Genomic DNA, 21,332 nt, shown 5'->3' with positions numbered 1-21,332 from the left:
ACCATGAAAATGTCGGCGCAATGGACCGGCAATCGCGTGTCGTAGCCGCCTGTTAAATCTAATGGTCGTTGTTTATCGAGGCAAGTGTCATTCTGCAGAACTACCCCGGGCAACCGCGAGCATCACGTCGGTTTCGACCAGCTTGTGACGTGCCCGGCCCCGGCGACGCCCCTCCATACGTTCGTGCCGATCGATTCGGCGCCAGCCGTCGAACCCGAACGAATCAGGACAACGTGACTCGACGACCTTCACCAGTTCGTCGGAGGTACGGGCCGGCGACGGCAGGAGCATCCGCTCGTGATCGGCAATGATCGCCTCCACGGTCTCGGCCGCGCAGTAGCGATTCGTTCCGATCACCCCGGTCGGGCCGCGCTTGATCCAGCCCGCGACGTAGAGCCCGGGTAGCGGCCGGTCGTGTGCGGGGTCGACGACGCGACCCGAGACGTTCGGTACCGTTCCACGATCCGAATCGAACGGCAAGCCGGGAAGCGGGCGGCCCCGGTAGCCCACCGAACGCAGCACCAGCGAACAGTCGAGCACTTCCTCCTCGCCGCGCGCAGCGTGCGGAGAAAGTCGCAGACCCTCCACATGTGTGGTACCGATGATCTCGCCGGGCGCCGCATCGAACCGCAAAGTGATCCGCCGGCGACCGGGCCGAGGGGTCCGCTGCGCGTACTCCGCGATCGTCCTCAATTTGATCGAGGCACCCCGAGGCGCGTCGTATCCACCATGGACCGTGACGTCCACTTCGGGCAGCGACCCCAGCGCGAGAAGCTCCGGAGTGGTGAAGGCACCGTGTTCGGCACCGCGTCGACCGAGAACGACCACCTCTTCGATCGCACTGCTGCGCAAGGCCTCCAGAGCGTGCTCCGCAATGTCTCCCGGCACGAGGTACTCGGGATCACGCGCGAGGATCCGGGCGACGTCCAGCGCGACGTTCCCGTTACCGATCACGACGGCGCGGCGCCCCGAGAGATCGAACGTACGATCCGCGAAATCCGGATGCCCGTTGTACCACGCGACGAATTCGCGCGCGGCGTAGCTGCCGGGCAGGTCCTCCCCGGCGATCCCGAGCCTCCGGTCGTCGGAGGCTCCGCTCGCGTGGATCACCGCGTGGTGATGATCGAGCAGTTCCTCGACACTGATGTCCCTGCCGACCTCGACTCCGAGATGCGCACGGAACCCGTTTCGGCCCGCGGTGCGGGCGAACACACGCTCGACGGCCTTCGTCGTCTGATGGTCGGGTGCAACCCCGAATCTCACCAGACCACCTGCAACACCGAGCCTCTCGAACATGGTGACCTCCACGTCGACGTCTCGACGCTGAAGGAGCTCCTCTGCGGCGTAGAACGCAGAGGGCCCAGATCCCACGATCGCCACCCGCAGCGTGTCGGGTCGTTCACTCGCCACCACGGGTTCGGGCGGAACTTCGCTCGGCCCGGACACCGTAGGGTTACCCAGGAAGTACGCGGCGTTGAGCTCCTTGTAGATCTCGGTTTCCGGCGTGAGATCACCGTCCGGAACGATCGCTTCCACCGGGCACACGTCCGCGCATGCACCACAGTCGATGCAGACGGTCGGATCGATGTAGAGCATCTCGGTGCGTGCGTACTGCGCTTCGTCGGGCGTCGGATGAATACAGTTCACAGGACACACCGCGACGCACGTCGCATCGTTGCAGCAGGCTTGGGTGACTACGTAGGTCATGGGTACTCCGGTTGATCGTGTGCTTCCGAACTCTGTTGCGGTGGAAGAAAACGGACGCCGTAACGGTCGGCGAGCTCGTGTGCGCGGGCCGTGAACCGCTGGGCACCACCCGGATAGGAACGTACGAAAGATATGACCCCGCCGGTCTTCGCGGGGAAACCGATACCGAGAACGGACCCGGTATCGGCGTCGGCCTCCGAGGCGATCACGCCTTCGTCGAGACATCGCAGCGCTTCGACGGCCTCGATGAACAGAAGTCGATCGCGCATATCGTCGATGGGGATACTCCGAGTCGGACCGAACGTGCAGCGCAGTCCCGTCCACAGCCCCTGGCGCACGCCCGCGGAGTCGTACTCGTAGAACCCGCGTCCCGCCGATCGGCCCCCACGGCCGTACCCGTCGATCATCCGATCGCGCACCCGGTCGGCGTTATTACCGCACCACGATTGTCCGGCGGACTCCACAGCGACACGATTCTCCTGCTGCACTGCCCGGTTGAGCGTCAACGTGATCTCGTCGAGGAGCTGCAAAGGCGGCACCGGATATCCGGCGTCGGTCGCAGCGCGTTCGACGATGTCGGGATCGATTCCCTCCCCGATCGCGACCATCGCCTCGTCGAGATAGCGCTCCATCACCCGGCTCGTGAAGAATCCCCTGCTGTCGCGCACCACGATCGGTGTCTTCCCGAGCAGCCTTGTGTAGTCGAGGGATGCGGCGAGGGTGGACTCCGACGTGCGGGCACCGACGATCGTCTCCACCAGCGGCATCCGGTCGACGGGCGAGAAGAAGTGCATTCCGACGAAGGTCTCGGGCCGGGCCAGCGTGGACGCCAGGGTCGTGATCGGCAGAGTCGAGGTGGTCGAGGCCAGTACGGTGCGTGACTCGGTGACGGCCTCGACAGACTGCAAGACCTGCTGCTTGACGACGACATTCTCTGCCACCGCCTCGACCACCAGCACCGCGGGCATCAGGTCTGCGAGACGTTCGGTGGTCGTGATGCGGTCGAGCAACACGCGCGACGCTGCCACATCCGTGGTTCCCGCCTGTTGACCGCGCGCTTCCCGTCGCCCGGCGTAGGTCTTTCCTCGTCGCGCACCGTCGAGGGTCCGCGCCACGAGTACGACGTCGGCACCTGACCTGGCAGCCGTGTACGCGAGGGCCCCGCCCATCATCCCGGCGCCGACGATTCCGATCGTGGTGCCCACCAGGGTCTTCTCGCTCATATGTGCGTACTCTCGACACGCGTGACATCGACCGCGAATCCGTTGAAAATCGGGGCCCCCGTCAACGGTTCGACCACGATGTCGTCGACCAGCGCATTGACGTTCGCGCCGGGTGCAGCGACCGATCTGGTAGTGCCGAGGCCTGCGCCGGCGTGCCCCCACCCGTGAGGAAGACTCACCACGCCTTCTCTCATGGAGTCGGTGATGCGTAGTTCCGCAACCACGGAACCGGTCTTCGACTCGATACGGACCGTGTCGCCGTCGACGAGACCGCGTGCCACACCATCGGCCGGATTCATGAAGAGCGCGCATTGACCCGCGTCGGGCTGCGGTAGAGCGTTGTGCAACCACGAGTTCATCCCACGGCGCTGCCGGCGGTTGATGAGGACCAGTTCCGGCACCGGCTGCTCGAGCGCCGCGAGGAGCCGCGGCAGGTCTGCCGTCAGCATGTCGGGCACGAGGTCGATCCGTCCGTTCGGCGTCCGCAGCACCTCGGGCACACGCGGTTCCAGCGGACCGTAGTCGATACCGTTCGGGTTCTTCTCCAGCAGTTCGAGAGTGAGCCCACCCGGCAGCGCGCCGAACCGGTCGCCGTACGGCCCGCTGCGCAGGCGTAGATCCAATAGGCGCTCGGGTCCTCTGCGGTTTCCCGTCGCGCGAAGGACTTCGTCGATGTCGCAGCCCGCAAGCTTCGCTGCACGACGCGTCGCGGTCGTGGCCACTTCGTCGTCCAATTCGGCGATCGGACGACCCGGTTCGCCGCGGACGATCGCCGTGAGCCGCAACAGGATCTGCCACTCCGGGATCTGTCCAGGACCCGGCTCGAGCAGCGGAGCGGTGTAACGGGCCACGTTGCGCACCTGAAAATGGGTGAGCGCGAGGTCGTGATGGCCGCGCGTGGTCAGGGGTGGAGGAGGAAGGATGACGTCGGCGTAGCGGGTCGTCTCATTCAGGTACCCGTCGATGCAGACCATGAAATCCAGATCGGCCAGGGCCGCTTCGACGGCATTGCTGTTCGGCAGCGACCGCGACATGTTGCCCGAGATGGTGATCAGCGCCCGCACCTGCCCAGGGCCCGGGGTGAGGACCTCCTCGGCGAAGCACACCGCGGGGATCTCCCCCATCGCTTCGGGCATGTCGCGCACCCTCGACCGCCAGCGGTCGAACACCATCGGCGCCTTCGGATTCGCAGGCCATGTGGTGGGGCCACCCGCAGGTGGCGTGGGGAACATCGCACCACCGGGACGATCGAGGTTGCCGGTGATGATATTGAGGACTTCGACCATCCAGTTCGCAACAGAGCCGAATTCCTGTGTACACGAGCCCATCCGGGAATGTGCTGCAGCGGTGTCGGCAGAGGCGAACTCGCGGGCGACCCGGCGGATCACCTCGGCGTCGACACCGCAGATCCGTTCAACTGCCTGCGGTGTGAACCGCTCTGCAAGCAGGAGGACCTCATCGAGCCCGTCGACGTACTCGGCGAGACGGCCGGGCGCGGCGAGCCCCTCGTCGGCTATCACCGAGACGAGAGCCAGCAGAAGGAATGCGTCGGTGCCGGGCCGGATCGCGAGATGCCGGTCGGCAACCTCCGCGGTACGGGTGCGCGCGGGATCCACCACGACCAGCGTGCCGCCGCGCTCCTGCAGTGCCTGCAAGCGCTTGCCGATGCCGGGGGCCGTGATGGTGCTGCCGTTGGATACGAGGGGATTCGATCCCAGGATCAGCAGATACGACGTGCGGTCGATGTCGGGGATCGCCATGCCCAGCCCTGTTCCGTAGAGCAGTGTGTTGGCGAGGTTCTTCGGAAGCGTGTCGATACTCGCCGGCGAATAGACGTTGCGGGTGCCGATCGCGGCGATGAGCGGCAGGGTGTAGAGCGACGGGTCGAGATGGTGCGCGGCGGGGTTGCCCGAGTACACGGCGCAGCTGTTGGGATCTGCCGCGATGATCGCCGGCAATCGGCGGCCGATCTCCGCGAATGCCTCGTCCCACGTCGCTTCACGGAAACTGTCATTATGCCTGATCAGCGGGGTGCGGATGACGTCGGGGTCGTTCTCCAACCGTCCGAGCCCCAGCCCCTTCGCACAGCTGTGTCCCGCGCTGAACACGTCCTCGGGGTTGGGCTTCACCGCAGTCACCGTGCGACCGTCGAGTTCGAACAGCAGGCCGCACGTCGCCTCGCACAGCGGGCAGATGCGCGCCGCCGCAGTCGCGGCGGGCGTTATCGGGAGAGTCGACGTTTCACTGGACACCGGCAGGCACCTCTCGTTCGATCGCGACAGGAACAGCAGTCATCGTCGGCATCGCGTTGATGGTTTGGAGGCGGTCGTATCCGGTCAGGTCGTTGACGTTGCTGCCGACGAGACGGGGGTCGGCCTCCGTGTCCGACGCGCCCCAGCAGTGGGTCATCGATACTGTGCCTCGGCCGACCGTATGGTCTCCGTGCGCGACCGCACGGATGCGACCGTGCGCCGATCGGATACGTACGAGGTCGCCGTGTTCGATACCGAGCCGTCTCAAGTCTTCCGGGTTCACATGAGCGGGGTTGTACCCGGACCGTGACAGACCGTCGATGTCACGCCCGAGCGAGTTCATCAGTTCGCGCATACGACGTACCGTCAGTCGCATCGGAAGCGCGTTGACCGGAGCCGAACATTCCAGTGCAGCAGCAACTTCTGCCGCAACATCGTCCGGGCACACGTCGAGTCGACGATCTTCGGCACCCTCCGTGGCCGGGGCCACCACCTTGTCCTCAGGAGGCGCGAGGATGCCGCGCGACGACGAAGTGAGGTCGTCGATCGAGATGCGCCCGCGCTCAGCGAACATCGCGAGCAGTTCCTCCGACGTCGGTGGGGCGTCCGGGTCGAGTACCCGTCCGGCAAACTTCACCTTGTGCCCGGATGCTGCGGCGAGCCGGAAGAAGAACTGCCAGTCCTCGATCACCCCTTCGGGTGGTGTCACGAGTCGCGGCGTGTATTGCGCGAACGGCTCGGCGAAGAAGAATTCCATCAGCATGGTGTGGTCGGGACGTTCGTAGACCATGGTGGGCGCAATGACATAGTCGGCGAGCTTCGCGGTGTCGGACATGCGCGTATCGACGCACACCAGTAGATCCAACTCACGCAGTGCACGCTCTGCCTTCTCCCTGTCGGGCAGGGCGCGGGCCGGGTTACCACCCGAGACCACCAACGCTCGCACGCGGTCGGGGCCCGGCTCTAGGATCTCGTCGGCCAGGATTCCGGAGGGCAGTTCACCGTTCATCGTGCCGATCCCGCCGATGCGGCTTCGGAATCCGGACTCCCAACTCCGGTACGGCGGAAGCACTTCCGCCTTCAGCGGTGTGGAGCGTGCGAGAACGTTGCGGTCGGGGGTCACTTCTCCCTCGCGCAGGTACCTGCCGCAGACCACGTTCAGGCACGCCACGAGATGCTCGGCAACATTGGAATGCGGACCCATGCATACACCGGTGCCGGTGGTCGCCATACCTCGCGGGCCTTCAGCGAAGATCCGGGCTGCGCGAACCACGTCCGTAGCCGGGACCCCGGTCACTGCCTCGGTATGCGCGGGGGTTGCCGGCGCGACCGCCGCTCTGAGTTCGTCGAGGCCGTCCACGAAACGGTCACAGAATTCGCTGTCGTGGAGGTCCTCGGACAGGATCACGTGGAGGAGTCCGGCGAGCAGGGCGGCGTCGGTACCGGGTGTGAGCTGAAGGTGCAGATCGGCCCGCGCCGCCGTTTCCGTACGGCGGGGATCGACGACGATGAGTTCGAGTCCGCGCGCCCGCGCATCGCGGATCGTCACGGACGGGTTCTGGGTGATCGCACCGTCTCCGTCACCGCCGTTGAGCGAGACCATCGGATTCGTTCCGGCCAGAAGCCAGACGTCGGCAGTGTCGAATCGTTGCCGACCACCCAGGTACTGACCCATGCGCGACTGCACGAGCCATTTGGCGGACTGGTCGATCGTCATGGTCGAGAAGAGCTTGTGTGATCCGGTGGTGCGGAACCAGGCCCGCACCATCGGCATGGTCAGCGCCGCGAAGTTCTGCTGAGTGCCCATGAACAGTGCGAGCGCGTCGGGGCCGTGCGTGCCCGTGATCGCTGCGAGTCGCTCGGCGATCTCGGAGATCGCGACGTCGATGGGGATGGGCTCGTACTGGCCGTCTGCCGTGCGGCGCATCGACGTGGTGAGCCGATCGGGACCCTGAAGAAAGTCGCCGCCTCGGCGTCCCTTTGGACACGAGTAGCCACCCGACAACGGGTGCAGTCCGTCGCCGACGATGCTGATTATCCGATCACCGTCGACCTCCACGCGCACCCCGCACGACGCGGGGCACAGGCGGCAATAGGACAACTTCACCGACACTGCCTCAACTCCGTCCACTGTTGGGCTGCAGTGATGGCGCACTACAGGGGTGTGACTACCGTCACCGACCTGAGCATAATCTAACCATCGTAGATAAAAGATGCAACACTGCACGAGAATGGCCCGGTCAACGCGGTAAGTGGTTGTTCACCGCACGTAATCCATCGGTGAACAACCACTTACCGAGCGACGCTATTCGGCGGTCGCCATCACCTGCACGTCCGAGGATTCCTCGGCATCAGCGCGCCGTGTTCGCCTGCCTCGCAGGGCCATCACTCCGAGAATGAGCACGGCAAGAAGCGTCGGCACGATCGTCAGCAGGAAGATGTTCTGCGCGCCCAGCCCCGCTGCGATCAGCACGGCCCCGATGCTCGGGCCCGCGATCGATCCGATGCGTCCGATTCCCATCGCCCAGCCGACGCCCGTCGCGCGGGCCGAGACCGGGTACACCGATGCTGCGATCGCAATAATGCCTGCGGAGCTGCCCGACATCCCGAAACCGACGATGAAGACAGCAGCGAACAGCAACCATCCACTACCGAGAAGAGCCGCCACCGCCGCGGTGAACACGGCGCCGAGCGTGTAGCCGGCCATGACCACGATGAATCCGTTCCCGATCCGATCGGTGATCCATCCGATCGTCAGCGCACCCGTCATGCCGCCGAGGTTGAACAGCGCCGCCGCGAGCAAGGCCGTCGATGCGCCCTGTCCTCCCTCACTGAACAGCGTCGGCATCCAACTCAGCAGGAAATAGATGACCAGGAAGTTGATCACGAACACGCCCCAGAGAAGCACGGTGTCGAGCGCCTTGCCCTTGCGGAACAGCGCGCCCACCGAGGTCTTCGCCGACGTCGCAGAGACCTGCACGAATCCGGTCACGGCGGTGACCGCCGCATTCGGGGCGATCTCGTCGACGATGCGGGCCGCCCGCTCCTCGTCGCCGCGGGCGACGAGGAACTTCACGGATTCCGGAAGCCACCGAAACGCTGCCACAATGAGCAGCAGTGGCAGCACACCACCGAGAACGAAGAGCGACTGCCATCCGAAATGCGGAATGAGGAACGCGGCGGCGAACCCACCGACGAATCCACCGAGCGACATGCCCGCGACCGTCACGGTCACGACCGTCGCGCGAATGCGCGCGGGGCTGTACTCACTCACCATCGCCACCAAATTGGGCGTGACACCGCCGAGGCCGAGTCCGGCGATCACGCGCAGCACGATCAGTGCGGTCATCGACGTGACGAGGGCAGTGGCCAGCGTGAACACCGCAAAGATCACAGTGCACACGATGATGATCCGGCGGCGGCCGTAGCGGTCGGCCAGCGGCCCGAACAGCAGGCTACCCACGACCATCGCGCCGGTGCTCAAGGCGAGTGCGTAGCCGAATGACGCGGGTGTCACCCCCCAGTCCGAGGACATCGCGGGGATGACGAACCCGATGAGCTGCGCATCGATGCCGTCCAGGATCGCAAGACCGAGGCACAGGGCGATGACACGCTTCTGTAGAGACGACAGCGGTGAGTCGTCGATGAGCTTGGTGATATCCACATCGCGAGTAATGCTCACGGTGGGTGTCCTCTCGGAGAAGGGAAGGTGCCTCAGGAAGAAGACGACGCGGCGTCCGCCGGCGTCCCCTCACGGGGAACCGAGATCGCATCGATCGGCGGAGTTTGGAAGCGCTCTCGCAAAACCGCTTTCGCAAGTTTTCCGGAGAATGTGCGGGGCAACGGCTCGTCGAGAGCGACCGCATGCACGGGGCGTTTGAACTTCGCGAGGTTGGCACTTGCCACAGAAGTGATGTCGCCGACGACCTCGGCCGCCGGGCGCTGGCTGTGGAACACGACCATCGGGACCTCACCCCATCGTTCGTCCTCGACGCCGATCACCGCGAGATCCACCAGGCCCTCGATGCTGTGCAGAGCCTTTTCGATCTCGGCCGGATACACGTTCAGGCCACCGGAGATCAGCATGTCCTTGCGACGGTCGACCACCTTGAGGAAGCCACCCTCGTCCTGCAGACCCAGATCGCCGGTACGCAACCATCCGTCGACAAGCGTGTCGGCGGTGGCGTCCGGCTTGTTCCAGTACTCCTTCATGACGTGTTCGCCACGCAGAAGAATCTCACCGACCTCGTCGGGTTTCGCGAATCCGCCGTCGATGCTCGCGATGCGTAACTGCGTCCCCGCGAGGGCCAACCCCGCGAAGCCCGGGCGTGTGCGCGCATCCTCGTAGTTCAGCGTCGAGGCCATTCCTGACGCTTCCGTGAGCCCGTAGGCCTGCGTCATCGGTACACCGCGGCTGTTGTAGAAGTCGAGCAGGTCCAGGCTGACCGGTGCACCACCGGCGCCGGCAAAGGTGAACTTCGCAAGCTTGCGTGTGCCGAAGTCCGGCAGCTGGGTCATACGTTCCCAGATCACCGGGACTGTCGTGGTCGCGGTGACCTGTTCACGCTCGAAAGTATCGAGCGCGATAGCCGGGTCGAATTCGCGCAGCAGCACCATCGTCGAGCCGGGCAGCACGACGAGCTGAGCGAAGATCGACAACACCGACCCGGTGTATACCAATGGGGCCGAACACATCACACGATCTCGGCCCGAGATCCCGTGGCTGAGTACCTGGGCGACTCCCGGCGCGAGCGCACTGCGGTGCGTGATCACAGCGCCCTTCTGGACCCCGGTGGTTCCCGATGTGTAGCAGATGAACGCCGGATCCGACGCGTCGATCTCGACGGCGGGCGCCTCACCGGCATCGAGCAACGTGTCGTAGGGACGGTGATCCGTACCGCCGATCGCGAAGATCTCGAAGTCGGCCTCGGCAGCCCCCTCCTCGAGCAAGGAAGCCAACTCGTTCTCCACCACGACGACACGCGGCGCTGAGTCGACGAGCATCGGTGCGAGTTCCTTGCCGATCAGCCTGAAGTTCAGCGGGACACTGATCGCGCCGAGTTTGAGCGTGGCAAGGATGATGTGGGCGAGCTCGGGCCGGTTGAGCATCATGACGCCGACGCGGTCTCCCTTCCGGACACCGCGAGCGGCCAGTCCTCGGGCCAAGGCATCGGTGATCGAGTCCACCTCGGACCAGGTCTGGCATGTACCACCGAACACGATCGCCTGCTGCGCAGGGCGGGTCTTGCCCCAGTATCGAACCAGATCGGGCAGATTCAATGTCTTCTCCTTGTGTTTGCGTTCGAGCCGCAATTCAGTCGATGTGAGCGCAGTCACTCGATGCCAAATAATCTAACATCAGTAGATACCGGGCACAATAAGGGAATCGCTTCGAAATACCCGGGTTCGTCGAGCGGACGAGTTCATATAAACCATGGCCCACAAGTGGATTCATGTCGTGAATGCTTATCCGAAATCGAGGCATCGCAAAGACGCCGTGACCGAAGTCCGGTCACGGCGCATGCGTCATTCCCCGCCCGAGACCATGTTCGGGTCGAGTCGTACTTCGTGCGCGGTCAGGCGCCCATCTGTTTTTCCGTAGTGTTGTCCTGAAGCATGTTTCGTAGTTCGCTCTCGGTGTCTGCGCCCAGCGCGGGCGGCAGGTCCGGAGCGAACTCCTCCCCGTCCACGCGGACCGGACTCACGACGAACTCGAGCTCGCCCACACCCTCGTACTCGACCCGATAGGTATTTGCGCGGGCCCGGAAATGGGGGTCTTCGACCATGTCCGTGACGGTATTCACCGGACCCCCCGCAATCTCGTGCTCGAGGAACAGCGCGACCCATTCCTCGCGAGTTCGTTGCGCAAAGATGTCCCGGAGCTCCCCGTAGACCCGATCGGCACGAGCCGGCGCCTCGGAATCCGCGCTCTCCAAATCGATTTCGAGCAGATCCGGACGGTCCACTGCCACACAGAAATTGCGCCAGAACTTGCTCACGTGGGAACCGAACAGCATCGCCGCACCATCCTTCGTGCGGTACGCCTCGAGACGCGGCCAGTCGGGCAGTCGCCCGTCGGGCAACCAAGTGGGCCGGGCAATAGAGCGCGCCTTGTTCAGTTCGGCATCCACCAGATCAGGCATCCATGCCGCAGCGATGTCGATACCCGCGATCTCCAGCCTGCACCCCCGTCCGGTACGACCGGCGCGGTGCACTGCAGCGAGCAATCCCATCGCGCCGTACGCCCCGAGCGCATACATCGCGATCGGCGGAGTCGTCGACCCCGCCATCCCGTCGGTCGGCGGTTGTTCCGGCGTGTTGACTTCGCGCAGTCCCGCGTAGGCGTCGAAGACCGGCCCACCTGTACCGAGATGGCGGTACGGCCCATCCGATCCCATGCCCGAGACCGTGCAGAAAACGATTGCCGGATTCACTTCTCTCAGTTGCTCGTACCCCACACCGAGCCAGTCCAGGTAGCCGCCTCGCATACCCTCGACCACCGCATCACAGCTGCGCGCCAGCGCGAGGAACGCTTTCTTTCCCTCGTCGGAACGCAGGTCGAGAGCGACGCTCTTCTTCCCGCGGTTCCACCGCAGATGCATGAACGACGGTCCGTCCTCGTCACCGATCGCGCGACTGCCACCGATACGCACCGGATCCCCGAGGGGGCCCGACTCGATCTTGATGACCTCTGCACCCAGATCGGCGAGGTGACCACCGACGGACGACGGCGCGAGTTGTGCGACCTCGAGGATGCGCATTCCCTCGAGCAACGAGTATCCGCTCATACCCCACCTCTTTCCGAAATATTTTGTGTTTGTTCATGTTTGAGTTCGACCCACAGCCCTTCGGCCTCAGCGACGAGGACATCACCGTGGTGCAGGGTCCCGCGCATGAATCGTTTGCGTCCGTCCTGCCGTACGAATTCCGCTGCGACATCGAGTTCGACCCCGAGCGGGGCAGGGGCACGGAAGTCCACGTTGAGATAGGCCGTGCGCGCCCACGCACGTCCCGAGTCGTTGGCCAGACGAGCCATGATCTCGTCGAAGATCAGCGGTGTGACACCGCCATTCATCGCATAGCGACCGGAATGAAAACGTTCGACCGCGACCCGGCCACATGCCGTCGTCTCCGTCACCTCGTCGATGTGCAACGGCGGCGCGAGACACTGGCCCCGTCCCGCGAGTTCCCAGCGATGACCTGCGATCTGCCGGTCTTCGTCGACCTCGTGCTCCCCCAACCTCGCTGCGATGGCGTGCAAGTCGACGGCGATGCTCGACGCGGCGGCCGGGCTGGGGCGCGACCGCGTGAACGCTTCCTGCACCGCCCGTACTGCGGCGACCAACTCGACGAACTCGTCGTCCGCCTCGACGGTCGGATCGAATGGATCGTCCCAGTCCGGGTTCCAGATGTCGATCGGCGCATCGGCCTGTAGCGCGGCGTCCATGTGATCCTCTCAGTCGCTTCCGGCGCGAGCGCGGAAGAACTCCGTGAACATTTCGGTGACCCGGCGCGGTCTCAGTGTCGTGCGGGCGACGGTGTTCTCGCGGTCGTAGCGACTGCGGAGACCGCGGCCGTGCCCGGAGAGCAGGAGCGTCTTGATCTGCCGGATCGCGTCGGGCGGCTGCGCTGCGATCTGTATTGCCGCCTCCAGCGCGGTTCCCAGAACGTCACCGGTGTCTGCGTATCGGGTGAGCAGCCCCATGCGATACGCCTCGTCGCCTGCGACGACACGGGAGGACATGAGCAGGTCGCGGGTCTGCCCGGCCCCAATCAGGGTGTCGAGGATCCACGTCAGATTCGCACCACCGTACTTCGCCGCGGTCACGCTCAACGCGGTCGACGGACCACCGACCCTCAGGTCCGAGCATGCGGCGAGCAGGGTTCCCGCGCCGTACGACATACCCTGAACTGCTGCGATCGTGGGTTTGTCGAACTCGAGATACCGCCACAGCAGTTCCTCGCGTTCGAGCATCGCCTCGAGATTATCCTCCGACGACAGTGCCTCCAATTCTCGCAGATCGTACCCGGACGAGAAGGCACGATCTCCCGCGCCGGTGAGAACCACGACCCGCACCTCGTCATCGGTGGCGGCGCGCGCGAGCCGAGCATCCAGTGCATGCTGCAGCGACAGTGAGATCGCATTGTGCACGTGCGGACGATTCAAAGTCAGCTGCAATACTCCTGGGGCGGAGAACGATTCGAGCAGCTCCTCTGAGGTCACTGCGCTGAACCGACCTTGGCGGCTCGGCGCTCCTCGGCGATCGCAGCAGCGTCGCTCGTGATCATCTTGTGGAAGACCTGGCCCGGTAGCTCGTTCCGCCCGTAGACGAGCTCGTCCACCTGACCGTGAGCAACATTGTCGGTGATCGTCTTGGTGACGAACCAGTCCTCTGCATGGAGGGTTTCCATGAGAAGTTCCCAGTTCTTCTCCAGGATCCGCTCTTCGCGCGGCGTCGTGGGGGCGGTCGGCGCCAGCAACCGGATGGTGCAGTACGAGACATTGGGATCGTCGACGTCGGGGACGATCGTCCAGATCTCGAAGTGGTTCGGCTCGGTGACCAGCATCGTGCCGGGGTAGATCGTGTAGTTCGCGAGGGAGTAGTCGCGCACGTCGAACGAATCCGGATCGGCGTCGCGTACCTCTGTGATCGACTTGCGTGCCACCACGATTCGCCACGACCTGTCGACCACGTCGAGGGCGGTGATGTTGCCCTCCAGAAAGTTGCACACAGTCTTGGTGTGCAACTGGCACAGGTGGTAGGAGTCCTGCACGCCGTCGACCGCGATCTTCCAGTTCATGTCGAGCTTCCAGGTTTCCTTGCGGATCTGGACGGAGGTGTCGATACCGGTGTCGGTGACCTCGGCATCGTGCTTCTCGCCGAGGACCTTGGCAATGTCCAGTTCGGCACCGGCAGTCGGCACCACCCAGACCAGCCCGTGCCGCACCTCGCACGGGAACTCGACCAGCCCGTACTGCGATCGGTCCAGGCCGTCGAACCCTTCCGCGTGCGGCATTCCCCGCAGCGCACCGTCGCGGCCGTAGGCCCAGTTGTGGTACGGGCAGCTGAAGATTCGCTTGCACCCCGATTCCTCGAACTCGACTTTGGCACCGCGGTGCCTGCACACGTTGGAGAACGCCTTGACGCTGCCGTCGGACTGCCGGACAACCAGGAGTGGTGTGCCGATGAGTTCGGTGGTGACGAAGTCGCCTGTCTTCTTCAGCTCGTCGACGTGCGCGACGATATGCGGGAACCGGCGCACGACGTCGCGCTCGAGACTCGCGAGTTCCGGGTCGTTGAATACGGAGAACGGCACGCGGAGCATGTCGTCCGCATAGTCGGTGGAGTTGTTGTCCACATGCGCGATCAGGCGCCGGGTGAGTTCGATCTTGTCTTCTCGCTGCATGAACCCAGGATGGCACATGAGACATATTCAGTCTAGTGTCTTAGGTAGACTACTCGGCGGTATGGTTCATGCGTGACACAGAAGACCGAAGCAGAGACTCTCGACGTGAGCGCGGCAATCCTCGTCGCCGCCGAATCGTGTTTCGAGCAGTTCGGCATCACGAAGACGACGATGGCCGACGTGGCCCGAGCCGCGAACATGTCCCGCGCCACGGTCTACAGATATTTCTCGGACCGCGAATCTCTCATCACGGCATCGATCGTTCGTCGTGCACGAATGAACATGGAGCCGTGGCGGACACGTATCAGGAAGTACCCGACATTCGGCGAACGGGTCGTCGAAGGTCTGTGCGCTAACATCCGCAGGGGGCTTCGGGACCCGATGATCCACCTGCTCGTCTCACCTGCCGAGGCGACACTTGCCACAACGTTGCTCTCCACGTCCGGCAAGGCAGTCGAGCTGACCCGCGAACTGTGGGAACCGATACTCCACGAAGCGCAGGATACCGGCGAACTGCGACACGACATCGACCTGGACCTTCTCTGCGAATGGCTGTCCGAGCTCGAAATGAACTACATCAGCGCCCTCGGCGCTGACGCAGGATCCCTGGACCGGTTGCGCGAGAAACTGCGCGTGTTCGTCGTACCATCCCTGGTCCCCCGCGACTGATCTTGCAACTCGTACAGTGTGCTGTTGATACGGATGAGACGGGGAGGCAGCGTGGCAGGCAAGAGAATCTCTGCACATCAGTTCATCGATGCCGTGCTCGACAAAGGCAGTTTCAGCTCGTGGGACGAGGCGCCGCTCGACGTCGAACCCGACGACTCCTACCGCACCGAACTCGAGCGCGCCGCGGAGAAGTCCGGCGTGGACGAGTCGGTACTCACCGGTGTCGGCACCGTCCACGGACGCCGGGTCGCGCTGATCGCCTGCGAATTCGCTTTCCTCGCAGGGTCGATCGGGGTCGCGGCGGCCGAACGCATCGTGACGGCCGTCGAACGCGCCACCGCGGAGGGCCTTCCGCTGCTCGCCTCCCCCACCTCGGGCGGAACCCGCATGCAGGAGGGCACCCTCGCGTTCGTGCAGATGGTGAAGATCGCAGCTGCGGTAGCTGCGCACAAGGCCGCGCATCTCGGTTACCTCGTGTACCTGAGAAACCCCACCACCGGCGGGGTGTTCGCGTCATGGGGGTCGCTCGGGCACGTCACCGCGGCAGAGCCCGGTGCACTCGTCGGCTTCCTCGGTCCACGCGTCTACAAGGCCCTGTACCAGGAGGACTTCCCCGAAGGAGTCCAGACGGCGGAGAACCTCCATCGGCGCGGCGTGATCGACGGGGTGATCCCGCTCGGGGGCATCCGACAGGTGGTGCATCGGCTGCTGCGGGTTCTCGTCGAACCGGATCATCCCGACACCTCCGCAGAGTCTGCACTCACCGATGTCGACGACGTCCCCGATATTCCGGCCTGGCAGTCGGTGATCCTCACCCGCCGACCCGAGCGACCCGGAATCCGTCAGCTGTTGCGGCACGCGGCGTCCGCCCAGGTGCCCCTGTCCGGTACCGGTGAGGGCGAATCCGATGCCACGGTGATGTTGTCTCTGGCGCGGTTCCGCGGTGTGTCGTGCGTGTTGTTCGGCCAGGACCGCAGTGGCCAATCGGCTGCAGCACCCATGGGTCCCGGAGCACTGCGGGAAGCACGACGCGCAATGAGACTCGCCGACGAACTACAACTCCCCTTGGTCCTCGTCATCGACACCCTGGGGGCGGCGTTGTCGAAGGAAGCCGAGGAACGTGGGCTCGCGCCAGAGATCGCCCGTTGCCTTGCAGATCTGGTGACATTGCCGACGCCGACCGTGTCCGTGTTGCTCGGCCAGGGCACCGGAGGCGGCGCCCTCGCGTTGCTTCCTGCGGATCGAGTACTGTGCGCGCAACACGGCTGGCTGGCACCGCTGCCCCCGGAAGGCGCAAGCGCGATCGTCCACCGCGACACCACCCACGCTCCTCGGATGGCCGAGGCGCAGGGGATTCGCTCGAGGGATCTGTTGCGCAACGGGATCATCGACGGTGTCATACCTGAACAGCAGGATGCAGCAGACGAGCCGATCCAGTTCCTCAAACGGGTCGGCGCCGCAGTGGCGCGCGAGTTGTCCTCTCTTGCAGACGAACCCGCCGACGAGCGTTACCAGCGCCGAATCTCCCGCTTCCGCGCTCTGGGCTTGCCCACCTGAGTCGCGGCGCTCAGCTGCTCGCTACCACTGCGGGCACGGTGACCGCAACGAGGATCGCCGTGTTGATCGCATCGACCGCTTGACGAACTGCCTGACCCGCCCACTGACCTTCGGCTATGTCCTTGGCACGCTCTGCAATTCTCTTCTTGTCGGCATCGGGGAAGATCTTCGGCGTCGATTTCGTGGCCGACAACAACGAGATCAGCGCTGCTGCGCGGGGCGAGGGTGTCGTCCCGTCGACCAGTACGGAATGAAGCTCGTTGCGTACCCGCCGTTCATGACTGTCGTCGACGGCGGGCCAACGGCGAGCCGGGAACAGCCCGAGTACCTTGCCGCGCTCTTCGCGAACCCAGCCGTTCGCCACGACACGTTCGAGCACGGTGTCTCTCATGTTCTTGCTCAGCTTCTCGATCGCTGCTGCCGGTTTCATCGGCCTGCGCCGGTCGAGGCGCGCCACCGCGTCGGTCAGTATCGGGTCGACGGGCACCGCACTGCCTACCACGACCCGGCTCTTCTTTCCTCCCTCCCCTTTGTCATCGAGGAGAACGACATTGTCGAGTGCCAGTTCGAGGAGCACAGCGCCTGCAAGCGCACGGGGCAGGGTGATGCTGTCGACGATCGCCTTTCCCGACTCGTCGTCGAGCGCGAGAAGCAGCAGATCCTCCGCAAGCAAAGACATGCTCACACGGTACGGCCGTTCACCGATCCATCGGTACCACCCGGCGCAGATGCGTCCGATCCTGTCCCGCCCGGCGGACGGTGTCGAATAGGGTGGTCGCGGTCACGTCGATGTCGAGGAAGGACACGAACCGATGAGCTCGTACGAGGACGCGTTCCGGCGAAGCGTGGAGGATCCGGAGTCGTTCTGGCTCGCGGCCGCGCAGGATATCGAGTGGGACACCGCCCCGACCCGTGCCCTCGACGATACCCGGGCCCCGTCGTACCGGTGGTTCCCGGACGGCACCCTCAACACGAGCGTCAATGCCCTCGACCGGCACGTGGGCGCCGGTCACGGCGACCGGACGGCGCTGATCTGGGATTCGGCGATGGTGCCTGCCAAACGCACCTACACATATTCGGAGTTGCTCGGCGAAGTGGCCACGTTCGCGGGCGTCCTGCGGGACCAGGGCGTGGTATCCGGCGATCGCGTCATCATCTACATGCCGATGATCCCCGAGGCCGCCATCGCGATGCTCGCGTGCGCCCGTATCGGCGCGGTGCACTCGGTGGTGTTCGGCGGGTTCGCTGCCAAGGAACTCGCCACCCGCATCGACGATGCGCAACCGGTGCTGCTGGTGACGGCATCCGGCGGGCTCGAGCCGGGACGCACCATCGAGTACCTGCCGATGGTCGATCAGGCACTGCAGTTGTCGCAGACTCCCCCGCACACCGTGATCGTGAAGAACCGCGAACAGATCCCCGGTTCCGCAGGCGACTACAAGGCATCCACGGCCGCATGGTTCGACTGGGATGCGCTCGTCGCCGACGCCTCCCCGGCCGAACCGGTGGCTGTGGCGGCAACCGATCCGCTCTACATCCTGTACACCTCCGGCACCACCGGGAAGCCGAAGGGCGTCGTTCGCGACAACGGCGGCCACGCAGTCGCACTCACGTGGTCGATGCGCAACATCTATGACATCGCCGCGGGCGATGTCTGGTGGACCGCCTCCGACGTCGGCTGGGTCGTCGGCCATTCGTACATCGTGTACGGACCGCTGCTGGCCGGAGCGACGACCGTCATGTACGAAGGCAAACCCGTCGGTACCCCCGATGCGGGCGCGTTCTGGCGAATCATCGCCGAGTACGGAGTCAAGGCACTGTTCACCGCACCCACCGCCATCCGGGCCGTGCGTAAGGCTGATCCCGACGCCGACGAGCTGAAGAAATACGACATCTCCTCGATGCAGACGCTGTTCGCGGCCGGTGAGCGTCTCGACCCCGACACCTACGAATGGGCGACGAAGGTCCTGGGACGTCCGGTGGTCGATCACTGGTGGCAGACCGAGACCGGTTGGGCGATCGCCGCGAACCTGCGCGGACTCGACCCGATGCCACTCAAGGCCGGCTCCCCCACCGTCCCGGTCCCGGGTTATCGAGTCGAGATCGTCGACGGCGAAGGCAAGCAGGTCGAGGCAGGCACCGAGGGCAATATCGTCGTGAGGCTACCGTTGCCACCCGGCACCCTCACCGGGCTGTGGCGCGACGACGACCGCTACCGCCGCTCGTACCTCGATACGTTCCCCGGCTACTACCTCACCGGCGACTCCGGCTTCATCGACGACGACGGGTACGTGTTCGTACTCGGCCGCTCCGACGACGTCATCAACGTCGCCGGACACCGGCTGTCCACCGGCAGCATGGAGGCCGTGGTCGCGGCGCATCCCGCGGTCGCCGAGTGCGCCGTCGTCGGAATCCGCGACGAACTCAAAGGTCAGCGTCCGTCCGGATACGTCGTACTCAAGGCCGGTGTCGACATCGACCACGAAACCCTTCGCCAGGAACTGGTGGCGATAGTGCGCGACCAGATCGGCGCTGTTGCCACCTTCCGCGACGTGACCGTCGTGGACGCGCTTCCCAAGACCCGATCCGGAAAAATCCTGCGGAAGACCATGCGGCAGATCGCCGACCACGAGCAGTACACCGTGCCGTCGACCATCGAGGACCCCGCCGTACTCGAAGCGCTGAGGGAGCAGCTCGGCGGCTGACGGACGCCGGCTACGTTCGTGATCCTCGCCGTCGCCGCCACACGACGAGGGCGAGGATCACGACGAGCGCGCCCGCACCCAACGCGACGAGGTCGGGCCGTTCCCGGACCGATTCGACGCGTTCCTCTGCCGCATGCTTGACGCGGGTGGGCACGTCGAGACGGTCGGTGAGTTCGCCCACGGTCGCCGCAAGTTCGGCCCGCTGACGCTCGATGTCGGGCTCTGCTGCACCGCTCGTTCCGTCTCCATTGGTGGTGGACTCACTCATCGCACTGCTCCCTTCGCTGCGGCGACATCTCCGCGGACACTGTCGATGGTCCGGTCAGGCACGGGCGGCGCCGCATTCTTCGCCTTCGATGCACCGAGAGCTGCGAGGATGCCACCGACCGCAAGCACCACCACCGCGACGATCAAGGTCGCGAGCCATGGATCGAGCACCGTGGCGAGCCCCAGCGCTCCCGCGGCGATCAGAGTCGCCACTCCCAGATACAGAAGGAGTGCGCCGGCGCCGGAGATACCCACGCCGACACCGATGCGAGTGCCCTTCGATTTCACCTCGTCGAGGGCATGAGTGACCTCGGTGCGCACGAGAGTGGACACCTGGGCCGTGAGCCGTTCGGTCAGTTCTACCGTCGACAGGTTCGCGGGTTGTTCCGCAACGGGGCGAGATTCGCCGGAATGCGTCGTCATGAGCGGGTTCCTTCCGTATCGTCGTCGAACTCCGGGGGGCCGTGTGCGGTGCGTAGGCGGCGTCCGTGCTCGATCAATTCCTGATGTTTCGCCTCGTTCTTGTCGATCACCCGGGTGTCGCGCTCGGGAAGTTGCAGCGATTCCTCGGCCTCGATACCGGCCTGCAGTTGCCGTCCGCGTTCGAGTTCCGCGTCGAACTCCGCACCGAAGAGCAAGGCCAGGTTGGTGATCCACAGCCAGAGCAGGAAGACCACTGCCCCTGCCAAAGAACCGTAGGTCTTGTTGTAACTTCCGAAATTCGATACGTAGAGGGCGAATACGACCGACGCGAGAATCCAGACGACGATCGCGATGAGCGATCCGAGACTGACCCATCGAAACTTGGGCTGAGCCACGTTGGGAGTGGCGTAGTACAGCACCGCCACGATCACGACGACGAGAGCCAGCATCACCGGCCACTTCACGATGTTCCACACCGTGACAGCCGTGTCACCGAGCCCCACGGCCTCGCCGATCGCGCGGGCGACCGGTCCGCTGACCACCAGCATCAGCGCGGTGGCCCCGGCTGCAACGAGTGCCAGCGCGGTCACGAGCAGCATCAACGGACGCAGCTTCCAGACCGGCCTGCCTTCCTCGATCTCATAGATTCGGTTCATTGCCCGGCCGAACGCACCGACGTAACCCGACGCCGACCACAACGCGCCGAGGAGACCGATGATCAGGGCGAACCCTGCGGTGGGTGCCTGAACCAGCTGTTCGATGGGGCCGCGCAGGGTGTCGACTGCAGAACTCGGGCCCACATCCTCGATCATCTGCAGGACCGTGTCGACGGTGTTCTGCCCCTGCCCGAACACTCCGAGCAGAGAGACCAATACCAACAGCGCCGGAAACAGTGACAGCACCGCGTAATAGGTCAGGGCAGCGGCAAGGTCTGTGCACTGGTCTCGGCCGAATTCACCGACCGTCCGTCGAAGCACATATTTCCACGACGGCTTCGCCAGATCCGTGGGCGAATCGGGTTTGCGCGGGTCGTCGGGTGCCACCGTCGTATCCGCTGCATCCCTCGGCTCCGAATGATCCGTCATGGCCTCTCGGGTACCGCATGAGCGGAAAATCAAACC

At 64.7% G+C, this 21,332-nt stretch carries 17 protein-coding genes; 3 read left to right on the top strand and 14 right to left on the bottom strand.

Going from position 1 to position 21,332, the window contains the following annotated elements:
- Positions 1 to 87: 87 nt before the first annotated feature.
- The 10 genes from ACSYG9_RS15110 to ACSYG9_RS15065 form a co-directional block, all read right to left on the bottom strand.
- Positions 88 to 1,707, bottom strand: coding sequence for an FAD-dependent oxidoreductase (locus ACSYG9_RS15110; protein ID WP_454838929.1), 1,620 nt, complete (start codon positions 1,705 to 1,707; stop codon positions 88 to 90).
- On the bottom strand, positions 1,704 to 2,930 hold the full coding sequence (locus ACSYG9_RS15105; RefSeq protein WP_454838928.1) for a 3-hydroxyacyl-CoA dehydrogenase family protein: 1,227 nt from the start codon (positions 2,928 to 2,930) through the stop codon (positions 1,704 to 1,706). Before ACSYG9_RS15105 ends, ACSYG9_RS15110 begins: the two co-directional genes overlap by 4 nt.
- The gene (locus ACSYG9_RS15100) at positions 2,927 to 5,182 is read right to left on the bottom strand and encodes a molybdopterin-dependent oxidoreductase (protein ID WP_454838927.1); all 2,256 of its coding nucleotides are present in this window, start codon (positions 5,180 to 5,182) and stop codon (positions 2,927 to 2,929) included. The genes ACSYG9_RS15105 and ACSYG9_RS15100 overlap by 4 nt, the downstream gene beginning before the upstream one ends.
- Positions 5,172 to 7,295, bottom strand: a complete 2,124-nt coding sequence (locus ACSYG9_RS15095) for a molybdopterin-containing oxidoreductase family protein (RefSeq protein WP_454838925.1) — start codon at positions 7,293 to 7,295, stop codon at positions 5,172 to 5,174. The genes ACSYG9_RS15100 and ACSYG9_RS15095 overlap by 11 nt, the downstream gene beginning before the upstream one ends.
- 192 nt (positions 7,296 to 7,487) lie before the next feature.
- Positions 7,488 to 8,864, bottom strand: a complete 1,377-nt coding sequence (locus tag ACSYG9_RS15090) for an MFS transporter (RefSeq protein ID WP_454838924.1) — start codon at positions 8,862 to 8,864, stop codon at positions 7,488 to 7,490.
- A 32-nt stretch (positions 8,865 to 8,896) separates the two neighbouring features.
- Positions 8,897 to 10,462 (bottom strand): class I adenylate-forming enzyme family protein, encoded by a 1,566-nt coding sequence (locus ACSYG9_RS15085; RefSeq protein WP_454838922.1) that lies wholly within the window; start codon positions 10,460 to 10,462, stop codon positions 8,897 to 8,899.
- A gap of 296 nt (positions 10,463 to 10,758) precedes the next feature.
- A complete protein-coding gene (locus tag ACSYG9_RS15080; protein WP_454838920.1) occupies positions 10,759 to 11,970 on the bottom strand; it encodes a CaiB/BaiF CoA transferase family protein in 1,212 nt (403 codons plus the stop codon).
- Positions 11,967 to 12,629, bottom strand: a complete 663-nt coding sequence (locus tag ACSYG9_RS15075) for a PaaI family thioesterase (RefSeq protein ID WP_454838918.1) — start codon at positions 12,627 to 12,629, stop codon at positions 11,967 to 11,969. The genes ACSYG9_RS15080 and ACSYG9_RS15075 overlap by 4 nt, the downstream gene beginning before the upstream one ends.
- A 9-nt stretch (positions 12,630 to 12,638) precedes the next feature.
- Positions 12,639 to 13,406, bottom strand: a complete 768-nt coding sequence (locus ACSYG9_RS15070; RefSeq protein ID WP_454838916.1) for an enoyl-CoA hydratase/isomerase family protein — start codon at positions 13,404 to 13,406, stop codon at positions 12,639 to 12,641.
- Positions 13,403 to 14,590, bottom strand: a complete 1,188-nt coding sequence (locus ACSYG9_RS15065) for an aromatic ring-hydroxylating oxygenase subunit alpha (protein WP_454838915.1) — start codon at positions 14,588 to 14,590, stop codon at positions 13,403 to 13,405. Before ACSYG9_RS15065 ends, ACSYG9_RS15070 begins: the two co-directional genes overlap by 4 nt.
- A 72-nt stretch (positions 14,591 to 14,662) precedes the next feature.
- Between ACSYG9_RS15065 and ACSYG9_RS15060 the strand changes: the two genes are divergently transcribed.
- Positions 14,663 to 15,259: a TetR/AcrR family transcriptional regulator gene (locus tag ACSYG9_RS15060; protein WP_454838914.1), complete on the top strand. Its 597-nt coding sequence runs from the start codon at positions 14,663 to 14,665 to the stop codon at positions 15,257 to 15,259.
- A 51-nt stretch (positions 15,260 to 15,310) separates the two neighbouring features.
- Entirely contained in the window at positions 15,311 to 16,816 is a 1,506-nt protein-coding gene (locus ACSYG9_RS15055) for a carboxyl transferase domain-containing protein (RefSeq protein ID WP_454838912.1), read from the top strand.
- Positions 16,817 to 16,826: 10 nt separating this feature from the next.
- Here ACSYG9_RS15055 and ACSYG9_RS15050 read toward each other — a convergent pair whose 3' ends face one another.
- Positions 16,827 to 17,495 (bottom strand): GPP34 family phosphoprotein, encoded by a 669-nt coding sequence (locus ACSYG9_RS15050; protein ID WP_440123410.1) that lies wholly within the window; start codon positions 17,493 to 17,495, stop codon positions 16,827 to 16,829.
- A 133-nt stretch (positions 17,496 to 17,628) separates the two neighbouring features.
- Between ACSYG9_RS15050 and ACSYG9_RS15045 the strand changes: the two genes are divergently transcribed.
- The gene (locus ACSYG9_RS15045) at positions 17,629 to 19,521 is read left to right on the top strand and encodes a propionyl-CoA synthetase (RefSeq protein WP_454838911.1); all 1,893 of its coding nucleotides are present in this window, start codon (positions 17,629 to 17,631) and stop codon (positions 19,519 to 19,521) included.
- 10 nt (positions 19,522 to 19,531) lie between these two features.
- Here the strand turns inward: ACSYG9_RS15045 and ACSYG9_RS15040 are convergent, their stop codons facing one another.
- The 3 genes from ACSYG9_RS15040 to ACSYG9_RS15030 are packed head-to-tail and all read right to left on the bottom strand — an operon-like array spanning position 19,532 to position 21,296.
- The gene (locus ACSYG9_RS15040; RefSeq protein WP_440123408.1) at positions 19,532 to 19,789 is read right to left on the bottom strand and encodes a DUF3618 domain-containing protein; all 258 of its coding nucleotides are present in this window, start codon (positions 19,787 to 19,789) and stop codon (positions 19,532 to 19,534) included.
- Positions 19,786 to 20,211, bottom strand: a complete 426-nt coding sequence (locus ACSYG9_RS15035) for a phage holin family protein (protein WP_440123407.1) — start codon at positions 20,209 to 20,211, stop codon at positions 19,786 to 19,788. The genes ACSYG9_RS15040 and ACSYG9_RS15035 overlap by 4 nt, the downstream gene beginning before the upstream one ends.
- A complete protein-coding gene (locus ACSYG9_RS15030; RefSeq protein WP_454838908.1) occupies positions 20,208 to 21,296 on the bottom strand; it encodes a YihY/virulence factor BrkB family protein in 1,089 nt (362 codons plus the stop codon). Before ACSYG9_RS15030 ends, ACSYG9_RS15035 begins: the two co-directional genes overlap by 4 nt.
- Positions 21,297 to 21,332: the final 36 nt, after the last annotated feature.

This window comes from Rhodococcus sp. SJ-2, from assembly GCF_053750035.1.
The sequence above is the reverse complement of the archived record's forward strand: the minus strand, read 5'-3'. Positions and strand labels throughout refer to the sequence as shown.